Origin of the sequence: Tepidimonas thermarum (assembly GCF_007556705.1) — a bacterium.
Taxonomy (GTDB): Bacteria; Pseudomonadota; Gammaproteobacteria; order Burkholderiales; family Burkholderiaceae_C; genus Tepidimonas; species Tepidimonas thermarum.
The window spans coordinates 18,585-32,083 of the sequence record NZ_VJOL01000006.1; the positions used below are offsets into that span (position 1 = coordinate 18,585).

Sequence of the window (13,499 nt, forward strand, 5' to 3'; positions counted from 1 at the left end):
ATACGATAGCGGCATGACGATAAAGGCACGCTGGCGTCGCTGGGCACGCGAGGACGCGCAGGTAAGCGAGGCCGCGCTGCGTCGCAACCTGCACGCGCTGGCGGTGGCGGCGTGGGTCGTCGTGGCTCTGAATGCGCTGCATGTCGTCGTGTTTGGCACGCTGCACTTTGACGATGCCGTGCGCAGCACGTGGGCGCAGCGCGTTGCGGGGGCGCACGCCGCCATGGCCGTGGTCATGCTGGTGACCGGTTGGCTGGCGCGACGGCTGCAGGCGCGCGGTGCGCTGCCCGCTGCGGCGGCTTGGTTGCCGCTAGGGGTCAGCGCGCTGGTGCTGGGGTGGGCGATTGCGCTGACGGCATTCGACCAGGCGATAGGCGGCAGCCTCAGCGCCTATGTCAACGCCGCCATCGCGGTGCCGGTGGTGTTGTTGTTGCGGCCCCGGGTGATGGTCACACTCATGGCGCTGGCCTGGGGGGCGCTGGCCGTCGTGCTGCGTTGGGTGATCGAGGACGCGGCGTTGTTGACTACGCACCGCATGAACGCTGCCTCCACGAGCGTGCTCGCCGCCCTGGTGGGGGTGCTGTTCTGGCGGCACTTCGTGCGCACCGAGCGGCTGCAGCGGGCGCTGGCCGACAGCAACCAACAGCTCCAGGCGCAGCACCATGAGCTGCAGGCGTTGGCCACGCGCGATCCGCTGACCGGGCTGCTGAATCGCCGCGCGTTCGAGCACGAGGCGCAGCAGGTCCTGGCCCGCGCGCGCCGGCAGCGCCACCCGCTGGCGCTGCTCATGCTCGACGTCGATCATTTCAAGGCCATCAACGACCGCCACGGCCACCCCGCGGGCGACGCGGCGCTGCGGCAGGTCGCGGCGTGCATGGCTGAGGCGATTCGCCAGACCGACCCGCTGGCGCGCTTGGGTGGCGAGGAATTCGTGCTGTTGCTGCCGGATACAGGGGCTGACCAGGCGTGGCACCTGGCCGAAAAACTGCGGCACACGCTGGAGCAGACGCCGTTGCCCGCCATTGGGGCGCCGCTGACGGTCAGCATCGGGTTGGTCACGGTGGCCGCCGATGCCACGCCCACATTGGAGGGGTTGCTGCAGCAGGCCGACCAAGCGCTGTATGCGGCCAAGCGCCAGGGACGCAACCGCACCGTGACCTGGGACGCGGAACAGGCCGCGAGGGGCGCATCGACCGCCAGTGGCTGATACGACGTTCAAACTCTACACGAAATCCGCGGGATAAAAAAACAAAGCCCGCGCGAGGCGGGCTAAGTCGTTGATTCGGTTGGTGCCGCAAAGAGGAGTCGAACCTCCGACCTACTGATTACGAATCAGTTGCTCTACCAACTGAGCTATTGCGGCTTGGCGGCTTCCCCGCCGTTGGCGGCGACGCCGCAGAACAAGCCACGATTATACAGCTTCGGGCAGCGGTCGCTGGCTCAAGCGGCGCCCGCCGCGTCGGCTTCCAGGTGGTAGCGGGTGATGCGTTCGACCTCGTTCTTGGAGCCGAGCACCACCGCCACGCGGTCGTGCAGCCCGCGCGGTTCGATGTCGAGGATGCGGCGGCGACCGTCGGTGGCGGCGCCCCCGGCTTGTTCGACGATCCAGCCCATCGGGTTGGCCTCGTACATCAGGCGCAGCTTGCCGGGTTTGTTGGGCTCGCGCTTGTCCCACGGGTAGAGGAAGACCCCGCCGCGCGTGAGGATGCGGTGCACATCGGCCACCATGGAGGCGATCCAGCGCATGTTGAAGTCTTTGCCGCGCGGGCCTTCGACGCCGGCCAGGCACTCCTCGATGTAGCGGCGCACGGGCGGGGCCCAGTGCCGCCAGTTGCTCATGTTGATGGCGAATTCTTTGGTGTCTTCGGGGATGCGCACCTGGTCCTGCGTCAGCACCCAGGCGCCTTGTTCGCGGTCGAGCGTGAACATGGCCACGCCGTTGCCCACCGTGAGCACCAGCGTCGTCTGCGGCCCGTAGATGCAGTAGCCCGCAGCGACTTGCTGACGCCCCGGCTGCAAAAAGTCCGCCGCCGACACGGGTTCGACCACGGTCGGGTCGTCGTTGAGGCGTCGCAACACCGAGAAGATGGTGCCGATGCTGACGTTGCAATCGATGTTGCTGGAGCCGTCGAGCGGGTCGAACAGCAGCAGGTATTCGCCGCGCGGATAGCGGTTGGGGATGGGGTGGATGCCGTCGAGCTCCTCGGAGGCCATGGCCGCCAGATGGCCGCCCCACTCGTTGGCCTCGATCAACACCTCGTTGGCGATGACATCGAGCTTTTTTTGCACCTCGCCCTGGACGTTTTCGGTGCCGGCCGAGCCGAGCACGCCGCCCAGCGCGCCTTTGCCGACGGCGATGGCGATGCGCTTGCAGGCGCGTGCGACGACTTCCAGCAGCAGCCGCAGCTCGGGCGTGAGCGCGCCGTGCACGCGCTGCTGCTCGATCAGGTAGCGGGTCAGCGAGATGCGGGACTCGGACATGGTGGCGACTCCGGGCGGAAAAAGGGGGGTCAGTCGGCCAGCGCGCGCGTGACGACCTCGCGCACGTCGGTGCTCAGCGTGTCGTGGGCGGCAACGGCTTGCAGCGCGGCCTGCGCGGCGCTGCGGTAAGGCTCGGCGAGCTTCTTCCAGCGGTCCAGCGCCCGCGCCAGGCGCGCGGCCACCTGCGGGTTGAAGGCGTCGATTTCGAGCACGCGCTCGCGCCAAAAGGCGTAGCCAGCGCCATCGGCACGGTGAAAGCCTGCCGGGTTGGCGTGGCAGTACGTGCTGATGAGGCTGCGCGCGCGGTTGGGGTTGCGCAGGTGGAAGTCTGGGTGCTGCAGCAGCGCCTGCACGCGCGGCAGCGCGTCGCCGCCGCGGTCGGGGGCACCGGCTTGCAGCGCAAACCACTTGTCCAGCACCAGGTCTTCGTCGCGGAAGCGTTCGTGGAACTGCGCCAGCGCGCGCGCCGCCAGTTCGTGGCCGCTGTTGACCAGGGCGCTGAGGGCCTGGTAGCGGTCGGTCATGTTGGTGGCATCCTTGAAGCGCTGGTAGCTCTTGCCCGGCCAGACCGGGTTGCCGTTGTCGCGCGCGGCCAGGCACAGCATGTGCAGCGCCAGTCCGGCCAACGCGCGGCGGCCGGCGCTCACCGGGTCGGGCCGGTAGGCGCCGTTGTCCTTGTGCTGCTCGTAGGCCCAGACCCAGTCGTCGTGCAGCGCGTGTGCGAGCTGGCGGCGCATCGCCTCGCGCACCGCGTGGATGCGCTGCGGATCGACGGTGTCGAGCTGTTCGGCGATGTAGGTCTCGGCCGGCAGCGTCAGCACCAGCTCCTTGAACGCCGCATCCAGCGTCGGGTGGCGCAGCACCGCGCGCATCGCCTCCAGGAACGCCGCATCCAGCGGATCGTGCACGGGGCCTTCGGCGCGCACCGCCGCCAGCGCCCGCCGCAGCGCCAGCTGCTGGCCGGCCTCCCAGCGGTTGAAGGGGTCGGTGTCGTGCGCCAGCAGCGTGCGCAGTTCGTCGTCGGTCAGGTCGTGTTCCAGGATCACTGGGGCGCTGAAGCCGCGCAGCAGCGACGGCACCGGCGCCGCGTCCATCCCCTCGAAGACGACGGTGGTCTCGGGCTCGTGCAGCACCACCAGCCGCTCGGTGTGCGGCAGCGCGTGGCCCTGGGCATCCAGCAGGCCCACGGCCACCGGGATGACGAACGGCTCCTTGACCGGCTGGCCCGGCGTGGGCGGGCAGCTCTGGCGCAGCGTCAGGGTGTAGGTGTGCGCCTGGGCATCGTAGTGGCCGCTGGCGTGCACGCGTGGTGTGCCCGCCTGCGAATACCAGCGCTTGAATTGCGGCAGCCGGCGCGCCAGCTCGCTGTCCGGGTTGGCGTCGGCGATCGCTTGGGCAAAGTCGTCGCAGGTCACGGCCTGGCCGTCGTGGCGCTCGAAGTAGAGCTTGAGCCCGCGCCCAAACCCCTCGCGGCCCACCAGGGTCTGCATCATGCGCACGACCTCGGCGCCTTTTTCGTACACCGTGACGGTGTAGAAGTTGTTGATTTCGGCGTACTGGTCCGGGCGCACGGGGTGCGCCATAGGGCCAGCGTCTTCGGGGAACTGCGCGGTGCGCAGCACGCGCACGTCCTCGATGCGTTTGACCGCGCGCGCCGAGGGGCTGCCCGCCATGTCCTGGCTGAATTCCTGGTCACGAAAGACGGTCAGGCCTTCCTTGAGGCTGAGTTGGAACCAGTCGCGGCAGGTGACGCGGTTGCCGGTCCAGTTGTGGAAGTATTCGTGCGCCACCACCGATTCGACGTTGGCAAAGTCGGCATCGGTCGCGGTGGCGGGGTTGGCCAACACGTACTTGGTGTTGAAGATGTTGAGGCCCTTGTTTTCCATCGCGCCCATGTTGAAGTCGCCGGTGGCGACGATCATGAAGCGCTCCAGGTCCAGCGGCAGGCCAAAGCGGGTCTCGTCCCAGGCGATGGCCGCCATCAGCGACTGCATCGCGTGCTCGGTCTTGTCCAGGTCGGCCTGGCGCACGTAGATTTGCAGCAGGTGCGGCGTGCCGTGGCGGCTGATGATGGGTTGGCTGCGGCACACCAACGGGCCGGCCACCAGCGCGAACAGGTAGCACGGCTTGCGGTGCGGATCGACCCACTTGGCGTAGTGGCGCCCGTCGTCGAGTGGGCCGCTGTCCACCAGGTTGCCGTTGGACAGCAGCACGGGGTAGCGCGCCTTGTCGGCGCGCAGCGTCACGGTGTAGGTGGCCATGACGTCGGGCCGGTCCAGGAAGTAGGTGATGCGGCGAAACCCCTCGGCCTCGCACTGCGTGAAGAAGGTGCCCTGGCTGACGTAGAGCCCCATGAGCTGGGTGTTCTTCTCGGGCGCGCAGGTGGTGAAGATCTCCAGCTCGAAGGGCTCGTGGCCTTCGGGCAGCTTCTCCAGCACGAGCTGGCCGTCGTCGAGCCGGAAGCTCGTGCCCGCCCCGTTGACCAGCACCCGCGCCAGGTTGAGGTCCTCGCCGTCTAGGCGCAGCGGCTGGGGCGGCACGTCCGGGTTGCGGCGCACGCGCATGCGGTTGAGCACGCGCGTCTTGGCCGGGTCGAGGTCGAAGGTCAGATCGACGGTGTCGATCCAGTAGGCAGGTGGGGCATAGTCTTCGCGGCGGACGATGCGGGGGCTGCCTTCACGCATGGCGGTCATGGGTGCGGTCCTGGTGGGGAGAGGGGGTCAGACGCCCTGCTTGAGCGAGGCTTCGATGAAAACGTCGAGGTCGCCATCCAGCACTTTCTGGGTGTTGGAGACTTCGACGTTGGTGCGCAGGTCTTTGATGCGGCTTTGGTCCAGCACGTAGCTGCGGATCTGGTGGCCCCAGCCGACGTCGGTCTTGCTGGCCTCCAGCTGCTGTTGCGTCTCCATGCGCTTGCGCATCTCCAGCTCGTACAGCTTGGAGCGCAGGCGCTGCCAGGCCAGGTCGCGGTTGGAGTGCTGGCTGCGGCTGTCCTGGGCGGTGACGACGATGCCGGTCGGGATGTGGGTCAGGCGCACCGCCGAGTCGGTCTTGTTGATGTGCTGGCCGCCGGCGCCGCTGGCGCGGTAGGTGTCCACGCGCACATCGGCGGGATTGATCTCGACCTCGATGGAGTCGTCGATCTCCGGGTACACGAATACCGAGGCAAACGAGGTGTGGCGCCCGCCGGAGGAGTCGAAAGGCGATTTGCGCACCAGGCGGTGCACGCCGGTTTCGGTGCGCAGCAGGCCAAACGCGTAGTCGCCCTCGACCTTGATGGTGGCGCTTTTGATGCCTGCGGTGTCACCCGGCTGTTCGTCTTCCACCGTGGCCTTGAAGCCCTTGCGCTCGGCGTAGCGCAGGTACTGGCGCAGCAGCATCTGCGCCCAGTCGCAGGCCTCGGTGCCACCCGCGCCAGCCTGGATGTCGATGAAGCAGTTGTTGGGATCGGCCGGGTTGTTGAACATCCGGCGAAATTCGAGCTGCTCGACCGTGGGCGCCAGGCGCTCGACGTCCGCCTCGATGGTCTCGAGGCCCCCGTCATCGCCCTCGTCGCGCGACATCTCAAAGAGCTCGGTGTTGTCGGCCAGCTCCTGCGCCAGCCGGTCGAGCACCAGGACCACGTCCTCCAGCTGCTTTTTTTCCTTGGCCAGCTCCTGCGCGCGCTTGGGGTCGTTCCAAACGTTGGGGTCTTCCAGCGCGGCGTTGACTTCCGACAGTTTCAGGGCCTTGGCATCGTAGTCAAAGAAACCTCCGCAAGTCGGCGACGCGTTGCGTCAAATCCTGCAGGCGGTTGGCAAGGGCGTTGAGGCGTTCGGCTTCCATGGTGATGCGTTGCGGTGATCGTTCGTTTTGAAAATACGCGATTTTCTCACGGGGCGCTTGACGGTGCAGGCACAGCGCCCCGCGTCGCCGTCAGCGCCGGGGGGCGCGCTAACCCCGGCGGCCAAGCTGTGCCAGCAACATGCCGGCCAGAATCAGCGCCGCGCCACCCCAGCCCCTCCAGCCGATCGACTCGCCCAGCACCCACCAGCCGCCGATGGCGGCAAACACCCCTTCGCTGCTGTAGATGATGGCCGCGTGCGACGCCTTGGCCGTGCGTTGCGCCACCACCTGCAGCGTGTAGGCGATGCCGATCGACAGCAGTCCGCCCCAGGCGATGGCGCCGGCCGCGCCCGCCAGCGCGTCGGGGCTGATGGCTTCGCCCCGCGCCACGGCGGCCGCCCATGACAGCAGCCCCGCCACCGCGTACTGCATGATGGACAGGCGGATGGCGTCGTGTCGCCGCGCCCAGTGGCCCACCAGCAGCACGTGCACCGCCCACAGCGCCGCGCCGCCCAGTTGCAGCCAGTCGCCCGGGGCGATGGTGGCGTCGGGCTTGACACTGAGGAAGTACAGGCCGGCCGTGGCCAACGCCACCGCTGCCCACACCGACAGCCCCACGGGTTGGCCGAGCAGACGCATCAGGATGGGCACCAGCACCACGTACAGCCCCGTGATGAAGCCGGCGTTGGACACGCTGGTGCCCAGCAGCCCCACCTGCTGCAGGTTGATAGCGGCAAACAGCACCAGCCCCAGCAGCACGCCGTCGCGCCACAGGCCGGTGCTCGCCAGCACGGGCACGCTGGCAAACGGCCCGCCGCGCCACCACCACAGGGGTGCGATCAGCGCCACGCCCAACGCCATGCGCGCCGCCGTGTAGGTAAACGGCCCCACGCTGTCCATGCCCAGCTGTTGGGCCACGAAGGTCGAGCCCCAGATGGCCGCGACCCCGACCATCAGCAGGTCGGTCTTCCAGGTTGCGCCCGCCATGTCAGGCCCCCCGTCCGCCGAGGGGGGCGTCGCCGCCGTCGGGCGCGTCCAGGTGTGCCTCGATCAGGGCGGCCACCCGTTGCGGCTGGTCGTGGTGCAGCATGTGGCCGGCGTCCTCGACGCGGGCGATGCGGCAGCGCGGCACCGCTTGCAGGCGGCGGTGGTACTCGGCCAGCGAGTGCTCACCCCGTGGAAACCACTGGGCCAGGCTGTCGTCGCTGGCCTCCACGGCCAGCACCGGTGCGGCGATGTTGCCATAGACCGCCAGCACCTCGTCCACGCGGTAGAGCTGGCTGCTGCGCACTTTGTGCGCAGGATCGCCCAGGATCACCCACTCGCCCTCGGGCGCTTGCGGGTCGAGCGGGCGCGCCCAGTGCTGGGCCAGCCAACGGGCGCGGTCATCGGGAAGGCGGCGGTTGGTCTTCATCAGCCTCTGGGCCACACCGTCGAGCCCGCGGTAGGTCTTGAGCGTGAGTTCCCCGTTGGCGAGCTGGTGCAGCTCATCCAGCCAGGCGGCGTAGCGGCGCGGCGCCTGCTCGGGCCGCGTGGCGGGCAGGCCGAAGCCTTCCAGGTTGACCAGCCGACGCACGCGCGCCGGGCGCACGCCGGCGTAGAGCATGGCGACGTTGCCGCCCATGCTGTGCCCCACCAGGTCGATGGGCGCATCAGGGGCGCGGCCCAGGCGCTGGTTGACACGCCCGATCAGAAAGTCCACATCCGCCAGGTAGTCGGCAAACAGGTAGTGGTCTGTCAGGCCATAGGGGGGTGGGGCAGGGGATGCATCGGCCAGGTGGGCGGCGCGCGTCAGCCCAAAACCACGCCAGTCGGGCGCGATGCAGTACCGCTCGTGGGCCAGGGCATCGACGACGAATTGCCACGAGGCAGACACGTCCATCCAGCCGTGCAGGAGCCACAGGGGCGCACGGTCGGGCTGAGGCGTGCCCCATTCCCGCAGGTGGTAGCGCAGACCGCGCACCGTCTCGAAGGTGCTGCGCGAGGAACGAAGGACTTGATACATTTGCGTCATTATTGAGGAGACAAAGGGGGATGCCTTCCATGCCCAGTCATGCGCACGACACCCGCAGCGCAGCGCCCGACTTCTACGCTGCGCTGCATGGCAGCTTCCGCTGGCATGTACCGGCGCGCTTCAACATCGCCCAGGTCTGCCTGCAGCGGTGGGCGGCCGACCCGCGGCACGCCGCGCAGACGGCCATCATCGAGGATGGGCCAGGCCAGCGGCGCCCGGTGCACCACCGCTATGCCGATCTGGCGGTGCAGGCCAACCGGCTCTCGCATGCGTTGCGGTTGCTCGGCGTGCGGCCCGGCGAGCGGGTGGCCATCGTGCTGCCGCAGCGCTTCGAGACCGCGGTGGCCTACATGGCCGTGCTGCAGCTGGGCGCCGTGGCGGTGCCGCTGTCGCAGCTCTTTGGGCCCGAGGCGCTGGAATACCGGTTGCAGGACAGTGCCGCCGTCGTGGCACTGGTGGACGAGGCCACCGGCCCCGGCGTGCAGGCCGTGCGGGCGCGCTGTCCGGCGCTGCGCCATGTGGTGGGGCTGACCGGGGCGTTCGACGCCGAGGTGATCGACTGGCCACACGCGCGCGACGGCCTGCGCAAGCGCTTTGAGCCGGTGGACACCGCTGCCGACGACCCGGCGGTGCTGATCTACACCAGCGGCACCACGGGCAACCCCAAAGGCGCGCTGATTCCACACCGGGCGCTCATCGGCAACCTGAGTGGCTTCGTGTGCAGCCAAAACTGGTTTGGCTTCGACCCGTGGGACGCGCGCGTGCGCAGCGAAGCGGTGTTCTGGAGCCCGGCCGATTGGGCCTGGACTGGCGGGCTGATGGACGCGCTGCTGCCAACGCTGTACTTTGGGCGTCCGATCGTGGCCTGGCGCGGGCGGTTCGATCCGCTGCAAGCGTTTGCCCTGCTGCAGCGGCACCGCGTGACGCACACCTTTTTGTTCCCGACGGCGCTCAAGGCCATGATGAAAGCCGTGCCCGAGCCGCGCCGGCGCTACCGCCTGCGGCTGCAGGCCATCATGAGTGCGGGCGAGGCGGTGGGTGACGCCGTCTTTGCCTGGTGTCAGGAGCAACTGGGTGTGACGGTCAACGAAATGTTTGGCCAGACCGAGATCAACTACGTGGTGGGCAACTGTGCTCGGTTGTGGCCGGCGCGCCCCGGCAGCATGGGCCGTGCCTACCCGGGGCACCGGGTGGCGCTGCTGGACGAGGCGGGGCAGCCGGTGCCGCCGGGCACCGTCGGCGAGGTGGCGGTGCACCGGCGCGATGTCCACGGCGATCCGGACCCCGTGTTCTTCCTGGGGTATTGGGGCAACGAGGCCGCCACGCGCGCCAAATTCACCGGCGATCCGGCCGACAGCTGGTGCCGCACGGGCGATCTGGCGCTGCAGGATGCCGACGGCTACCTGTGGTACCAGGGGCGTGCCGACGACGTGTTCAAGTCGGCGGGCTACCGCATCGGCCCCAGCGAAATCGAAAACTGCCTGGTCAAACACCCGGCGGTGGCCAACGCCGCCGTCGTGCCCAAGCCCGACCCCGAGCGCGGCGCCGTGGTCAAGGCCTACGTGGTGCTGGCGCCCGAGTGGGCGGCACGCCGCGAGCGCAGCGCCGATCCGGCGCGCGACTTCGACCCGCCGCTCATCGAGGCCCTGCAGCAGCACGTGCGCGGCCGCCTGGCGCCTTACGAATACCCCAAGGAAATCGAATTCATCGACGCGCTGCCGATGACCACCACCGGCAAGGTGCAGCGGCGCGTGCTGCGCCTGCAGGAAGAGGCGCGGGCCGCGGCCGCCGCTTCGGGCGGCGGCTGATCGGCGCGCGCCGCCCTGGCCGCTGCGTGCCACGCCCAGTGGCCGGCTGCGGCCGGTTTGTACACCCCGTTGCATGACCCCCCACGAGCCGTTGACCATGACCTTCAACCCCGTCACCCTGGCCCCTGGCCTGTCCGTTTCGCCCATTTGCCTGGGCACCATGACCTTCGGCGAGCAAGTCGGCGAGGCCGATGCGCACGCCATGCTTGACCGGGCGCTCGAGCGCGGCGTGAACTTCATCGACACCGCCGAGATGTATGCCGTGCCGGCACGCGCCGAAACCTGCGGCGCGACCGAGACCATCATTGGCCACTGGCTGGCGCAGCGGCCGGGCGTGCGCCAGCGCGTGGTGCTGGCCACCAAGGTCGCGGGGCCGTCGCGCGGCATGCCCTGGATCCGCGGGGAGCATGCCGGGCTGACCAAGGCCGAGATCGTCGCCGCCTGCGAGGGCAGCCTGCGGCGCTTGCGCACCGACGTGATCGACCTCTACCAGATCCACTGGCCGGCGCGCAACGTGCCGATGTTTGGGGCGTTGACCTTCGACCCCGGCAAAGACAAGCCCTGCGCCAGCATCCTCGAGCAGCTCGAGGCCATGGACACGCTGGTGCGCGCCGGCAAGGTGCGCGCCATTGGCCTGTCCAACGAGACGCCGTATGGCGTGCACGAGTTCGTGCGCCTGGCCGAGCAGCACGGCCTGCCGCGGGTGGTGTCGGTGCAAAACCCCTACTGCCTGATCAACCGCAGCTACGAGAACGCGCTCGATGAGACCTGCCACCGCCTGGGCGTGGCGCTGCTGGCCTACTCGCCGCTGGGTTTTGGGTTGCTCACCGGCAAGTACGACGAGACCGGCATCGAGCACGCCGGCCCGCCGCAAGGGCGCATGGCCCTGTTCGAGAGCATGCGCAAGCAGCGCTGGGGGCGCCCGGAAGCGCTGGCCGCCGCCCGCCGCTACAACGCGCTGGCGCGCGAGCATGGCCTGACGCCGGTGCAGCTGGCGCTGGCGTTTTGCTACCGCAACTGGCGCGTGGCCAGCACCATCATCGGCGTGACCTCGCTGGCGCAGCTGGACGCCTGCCTGGACGCCTGGGACGTGACGCTGGCGCCGGAGGTGCTCGAGGCGGTGGACCGCATCCGCTGGGACATCCGCGATCCGGCGCAGTGAGGCGCTGCTACCATCGCGCCGTCGTGATCGAACTTGGAGGTCCAAACCGTGCCCGATAGCCTGAGTGGGGCCGCGCCTTGGGTGGCGCTGTTGTTGGCGTATGCCGTGGGGTCGCTGTCGTTTGCCGTCGTGGTCAGCCGCCTGATGGGCCTGGCCGACCCGCGCACCTACGGCAGCAAAAACCCGGGCGCCACCAATGTGCTGCGCAGCGGCAACAAGGCGGCGGCCGCGCTGACGCTGCTGCTCGATGCCGTCAAGGGCTGGTTGCCGGTTTGGGCGGTGGCGCGCTGGGGCGGAGCGTGGGGCTTGGGGGACGGCACGCTGGCGTTGGTCGGGCTGGCGGCCTTTCTAGGGCACCTGTTTCCGGTGTTCTTCCGCTTTCAGGGCGGCAAGGGCGTGGCGACGGCCGCCGGCGTGCTGCTGGCGTTTGAGCCCTGGCTGGGCGTGGCCGTGATCGCATCGTGGGTGCTGATCGCGGGGTTTTTTCGCTACTCGTCGCTGGCGGCCATCGTGGCGGCGGTCTTTGCGCCCCTGTATTACTGGTTTGGCGATGGGGCGGCGTGGGACGTGCGCGCGCCCGTCGGGTTGGCGGTGGCCGCGATGAGCGTGCTGCTGCTGTGGCGGCACGCGGGCAACATCCAGCGCCTGCTGGCTGGGCAGGAGAGCAAAATCGGCGCCAAAAAGGGCAGCCCCAGCCGCTGAGCAGCGGCAGGCGCGGCTCAGCGGGCGCGCACGGGCACCTGCCGTGACAGTTGCAGCAGCCGCGCGTGGTCCAGCCGCACGCGCACCGTGGCGGTTTGCAGCGCGGCTTCGATCGCGGTGTCGTCGTCGCCGGTATCCACCAGGATGGGCTCGAGCACCGGGTGGCCCTCCGCATCCAACACCGGGCTCACCCAGGGCTCGCCCGGTCGGCCCGAGCGGCGCAGCACCACCGCGATGCGCCCGTCGGCCAGGCGCACGAAGGTGCCGGGGGGACAGATGCCCAGCGTGTGCAGCAGCGCGCGCCCAATGTCATCCAGTTGTCCGCCCGGCCGCACGAGCAGCGTGCGCGCCGAGTCGGTCACGTTGCGCCCGGGCCGCGTCTCGCGCGGGCTGATGAGGGCGGTGTAGCGGTCCATGCGCTGCAGCAGCCGCACCGCCACATCATGGCTGTCGGACTCGTGGTGCTGCTCGACGATTTCCAGCCAACGCGCATCGCGCACCCCGCACTCGCGCAACCACTGCGCACCGCGCGCCGCGTGGGTGTCGATCAGGGCGCGCTGCTCCTGCGTCGGGGGCTCGCGTTGGGCCGCCAGCGTGTCCTGCAGCCGCGTCATGCCGATGTTCATGGTCAACGCGGCGCGCTCCAGCGCGGCCGCCTCCTCACCGGCCAGGCCCACCGCGGGGGCCAGCAAGCGGCACATGGCCCAACACGCCAGCGCGTGCGAGGTGCTGTAGCCCACCGGCGTGGAAGCTGCCAGCTGAAACAGCCAGTACAGCGAGGCGTCCTCATCCTGCTCCAGCAACGCCTGGGCGTCGGCCAGCAGCCGTTGCAGGCGCGGCAGGCAGTCGGGGTGGCGCAGGGGTGCCGCCAGCAGCGCCGCCAGTTGTGTCTCCAGCGTCGTCCAGCGCAGCATCCAGTCGTGTGTCGGCCCATCGGCTGGCGCGGGGGGTGGGGGCGTGACCATGGGGATCATCCGGCCGCGGGCGGCGGCGCACCGTTCAATCGCGGAAATTGTTGAAGCTCAGCGGCAGTTGCGCCATCTGCTGGCGGATGAGGGCGATGGCCGCCTGCAGGTCATCGCGCTTGGCACCACTGACGCGCACCGCATCGCCCTGGATCGCGGCTTGCAGCTTGAGCTTGCTGCCCTTGATGAGTTGCTGGATCTTTTTGGCGTCTTCGCCGGCGATGCCGCTGCGCACCCGCAACACGCGCTTGACCTTGTCGCCGCTGATTTTTTCCACCTTGCCCGGGTCGAGAAAACGCACGTCCACGTTGCGTTTGGTGAGCTTGTTGCGCAGGATGTCTTCCACCTGCTGGAGCTGAAAGTCGCTGTCCGCGTAGGCGGTGATGTCGTGATCGGCGAACGCCACCGCGGCGGACGAGCCCTTGAAGTCGAAGCGGGTGCCGATTTCGCGCTGCGTCTGCTCCACAGCGTTTTTCACTTCGACCCAGTTGGGTTCGAGCACGGTATCGAACGAAGGCATGCGGTATTCCTTGGGTCCATCT

At 69.1% G+C, this 13,499-nt stretch carries 11 protein-coding genes and 1 tRNA gene; 4 read left to right on the forward strand and 8 right to left on the reverse strand.

Annotated features, from left to right (window positions below; all coding sequences use genetic code 11):
• Window positions 1-13: 13 nt before the first annotated feature.
• The gene (locus Tther_RS02825) at window positions 14-1,207 is read left to right on the forward strand and encodes a GGDEF domain-containing protein (RefSeq protein WP_185974984.1); all 1,194 of its coding nucleotides are present in this window, start codon (window positions 14-16) and stop codon (window positions 1,205-1,207) included.
• Between the two features lie 80 nt (window positions 1,208-1,287).
• Here the strand turns inward: Tther_RS02825 and Tther_RS02830 are convergent.
• From Tther_RS02830 to Tther_RS02855, 6 genes are all read right to left on the reverse strand, one after another.
• Window positions 1,288-1,363: transfer RNA gene (locus tag Tther_RS02830), tRNA-Thr, on the reverse strand.
• Between the two features lie 77 nt (window positions 1,364-1,440).
• Window positions 1,441-2,481 carry a class 1 fructose-bisphosphatase gene (locus Tther_RS02835; protein ID WP_143900682.1) on the reverse strand — a complete coding sequence of 347 codons (1,041 nt, stop codon included), beginning with the start codon at window positions 2,479-2,481 and terminating at the stop codon, window positions 1,441-1,443.
• A gap of 29 nt (window positions 2,482-2,510) precedes the next feature.
• Entirely contained in the window at window positions 2,511-5,165 is a 2,655-nt protein-coding gene (gene pepN, locus Tther_RS02840) for an aminopeptidase N (protein ID WP_143900786.1), read from the reverse strand.
• Window positions 5,166-5,201: 36 nt separating this feature from the next.
• A protein-coding gene (prfB, locus tag Tther_RS02845; RefSeq protein ID WP_143900684.1) for a peptide chain release factor 2 occupies window positions 5,202-6,306 on the reverse strand; the annotation gives its coding sequence in 2 pieces (ribosomal slippage) (window positions 5,202-6,224 and window positions 6,226-6,306; 1,104 coding nt in all).
• A 108-nt stretch (window positions 6,307-6,414) separates the two neighbouring features.
• Window positions 6,415-7,293: a DMT family transporter gene (locus tag Tther_RS02850; protein ID WP_143900686.1), complete on the reverse strand. Its 879-nt coding sequence runs from the start codon at window positions 7,291-7,293 to the stop codon at window positions 6,415-6,417.
• 1 nt (window position 7,294) lies between these two features.
• Window positions 7,295-8,311: an alpha/beta fold hydrolase gene (locus Tther_RS02855; protein WP_143900689.1), complete on the reverse strand. Its 1,017-nt coding sequence runs from the start codon at window positions 8,309-8,311 to the stop codon at window positions 7,295-7,297.
• Window positions 8,312-8,349: 38 nt separating this feature from the next.
• Here Tther_RS02855 and Tther_RS02860 point away from each other — a divergent pair, with 38 nt between their 5' ends.
• The 3 genes from Tther_RS02860 (at window position 8,350) to plsY (ending at window position 11,992) form a co-directional block, all read left to right on the forward strand.
• Window positions 8,350-10,128: an acetate--CoA ligase gene (locus Tther_RS02860; protein WP_143900691.1), complete on the forward strand. Its 1,779-nt coding sequence runs from the start codon at window positions 8,350-8,352 to the stop codon at window positions 10,126-10,128.
• A gap of 97 nt (window positions 10,129-10,225) precedes the next feature.
• A complete protein-coding gene (locus tag Tther_RS02865) occupies window positions 10,226-11,290 on the forward strand; it encodes an aldo/keto reductase (protein WP_143900693.1) in 1,065 nt (354 codons plus the stop codon).
• Between the two features lie 60 nt (window positions 11,291-11,350).
• Window positions 11,351-11,992 (forward strand): glycerol-3-phosphate 1-O-acyltransferase PlsY, encoded by a 642-nt coding sequence (gene plsY / locus Tther_RS02870; protein ID WP_143900788.1) that lies wholly within the window; start codon window positions 11,351-11,353, stop codon window positions 11,990-11,992.
• 17 nt (window positions 11,993-12,009) lie between these two features.
• Here the strand turns inward: plsY and Tther_RS02875 are convergent, their stop codons facing one another.
• Complete coding sequence (locus Tther_RS02875) at window positions 12,010-12,957, reverse strand: HD-GYP domain-containing protein (protein ID WP_143900695.1); 948 nt, start codon at window positions 12,955-12,957, stop codon at window positions 12,010-12,012.
• Between the two features lie 34 nt (window positions 12,958-12,991).
• A complete protein-coding gene (locus tag Tther_RS02880; RefSeq protein WP_143900697.1) occupies window positions 12,992-13,477 on the reverse strand; it encodes a YajQ family cyclic di-GMP-binding protein in 486 nt (161 codons plus the stop codon).
• Window positions 13,478-13,499: the final 22 nt, after the last annotated feature.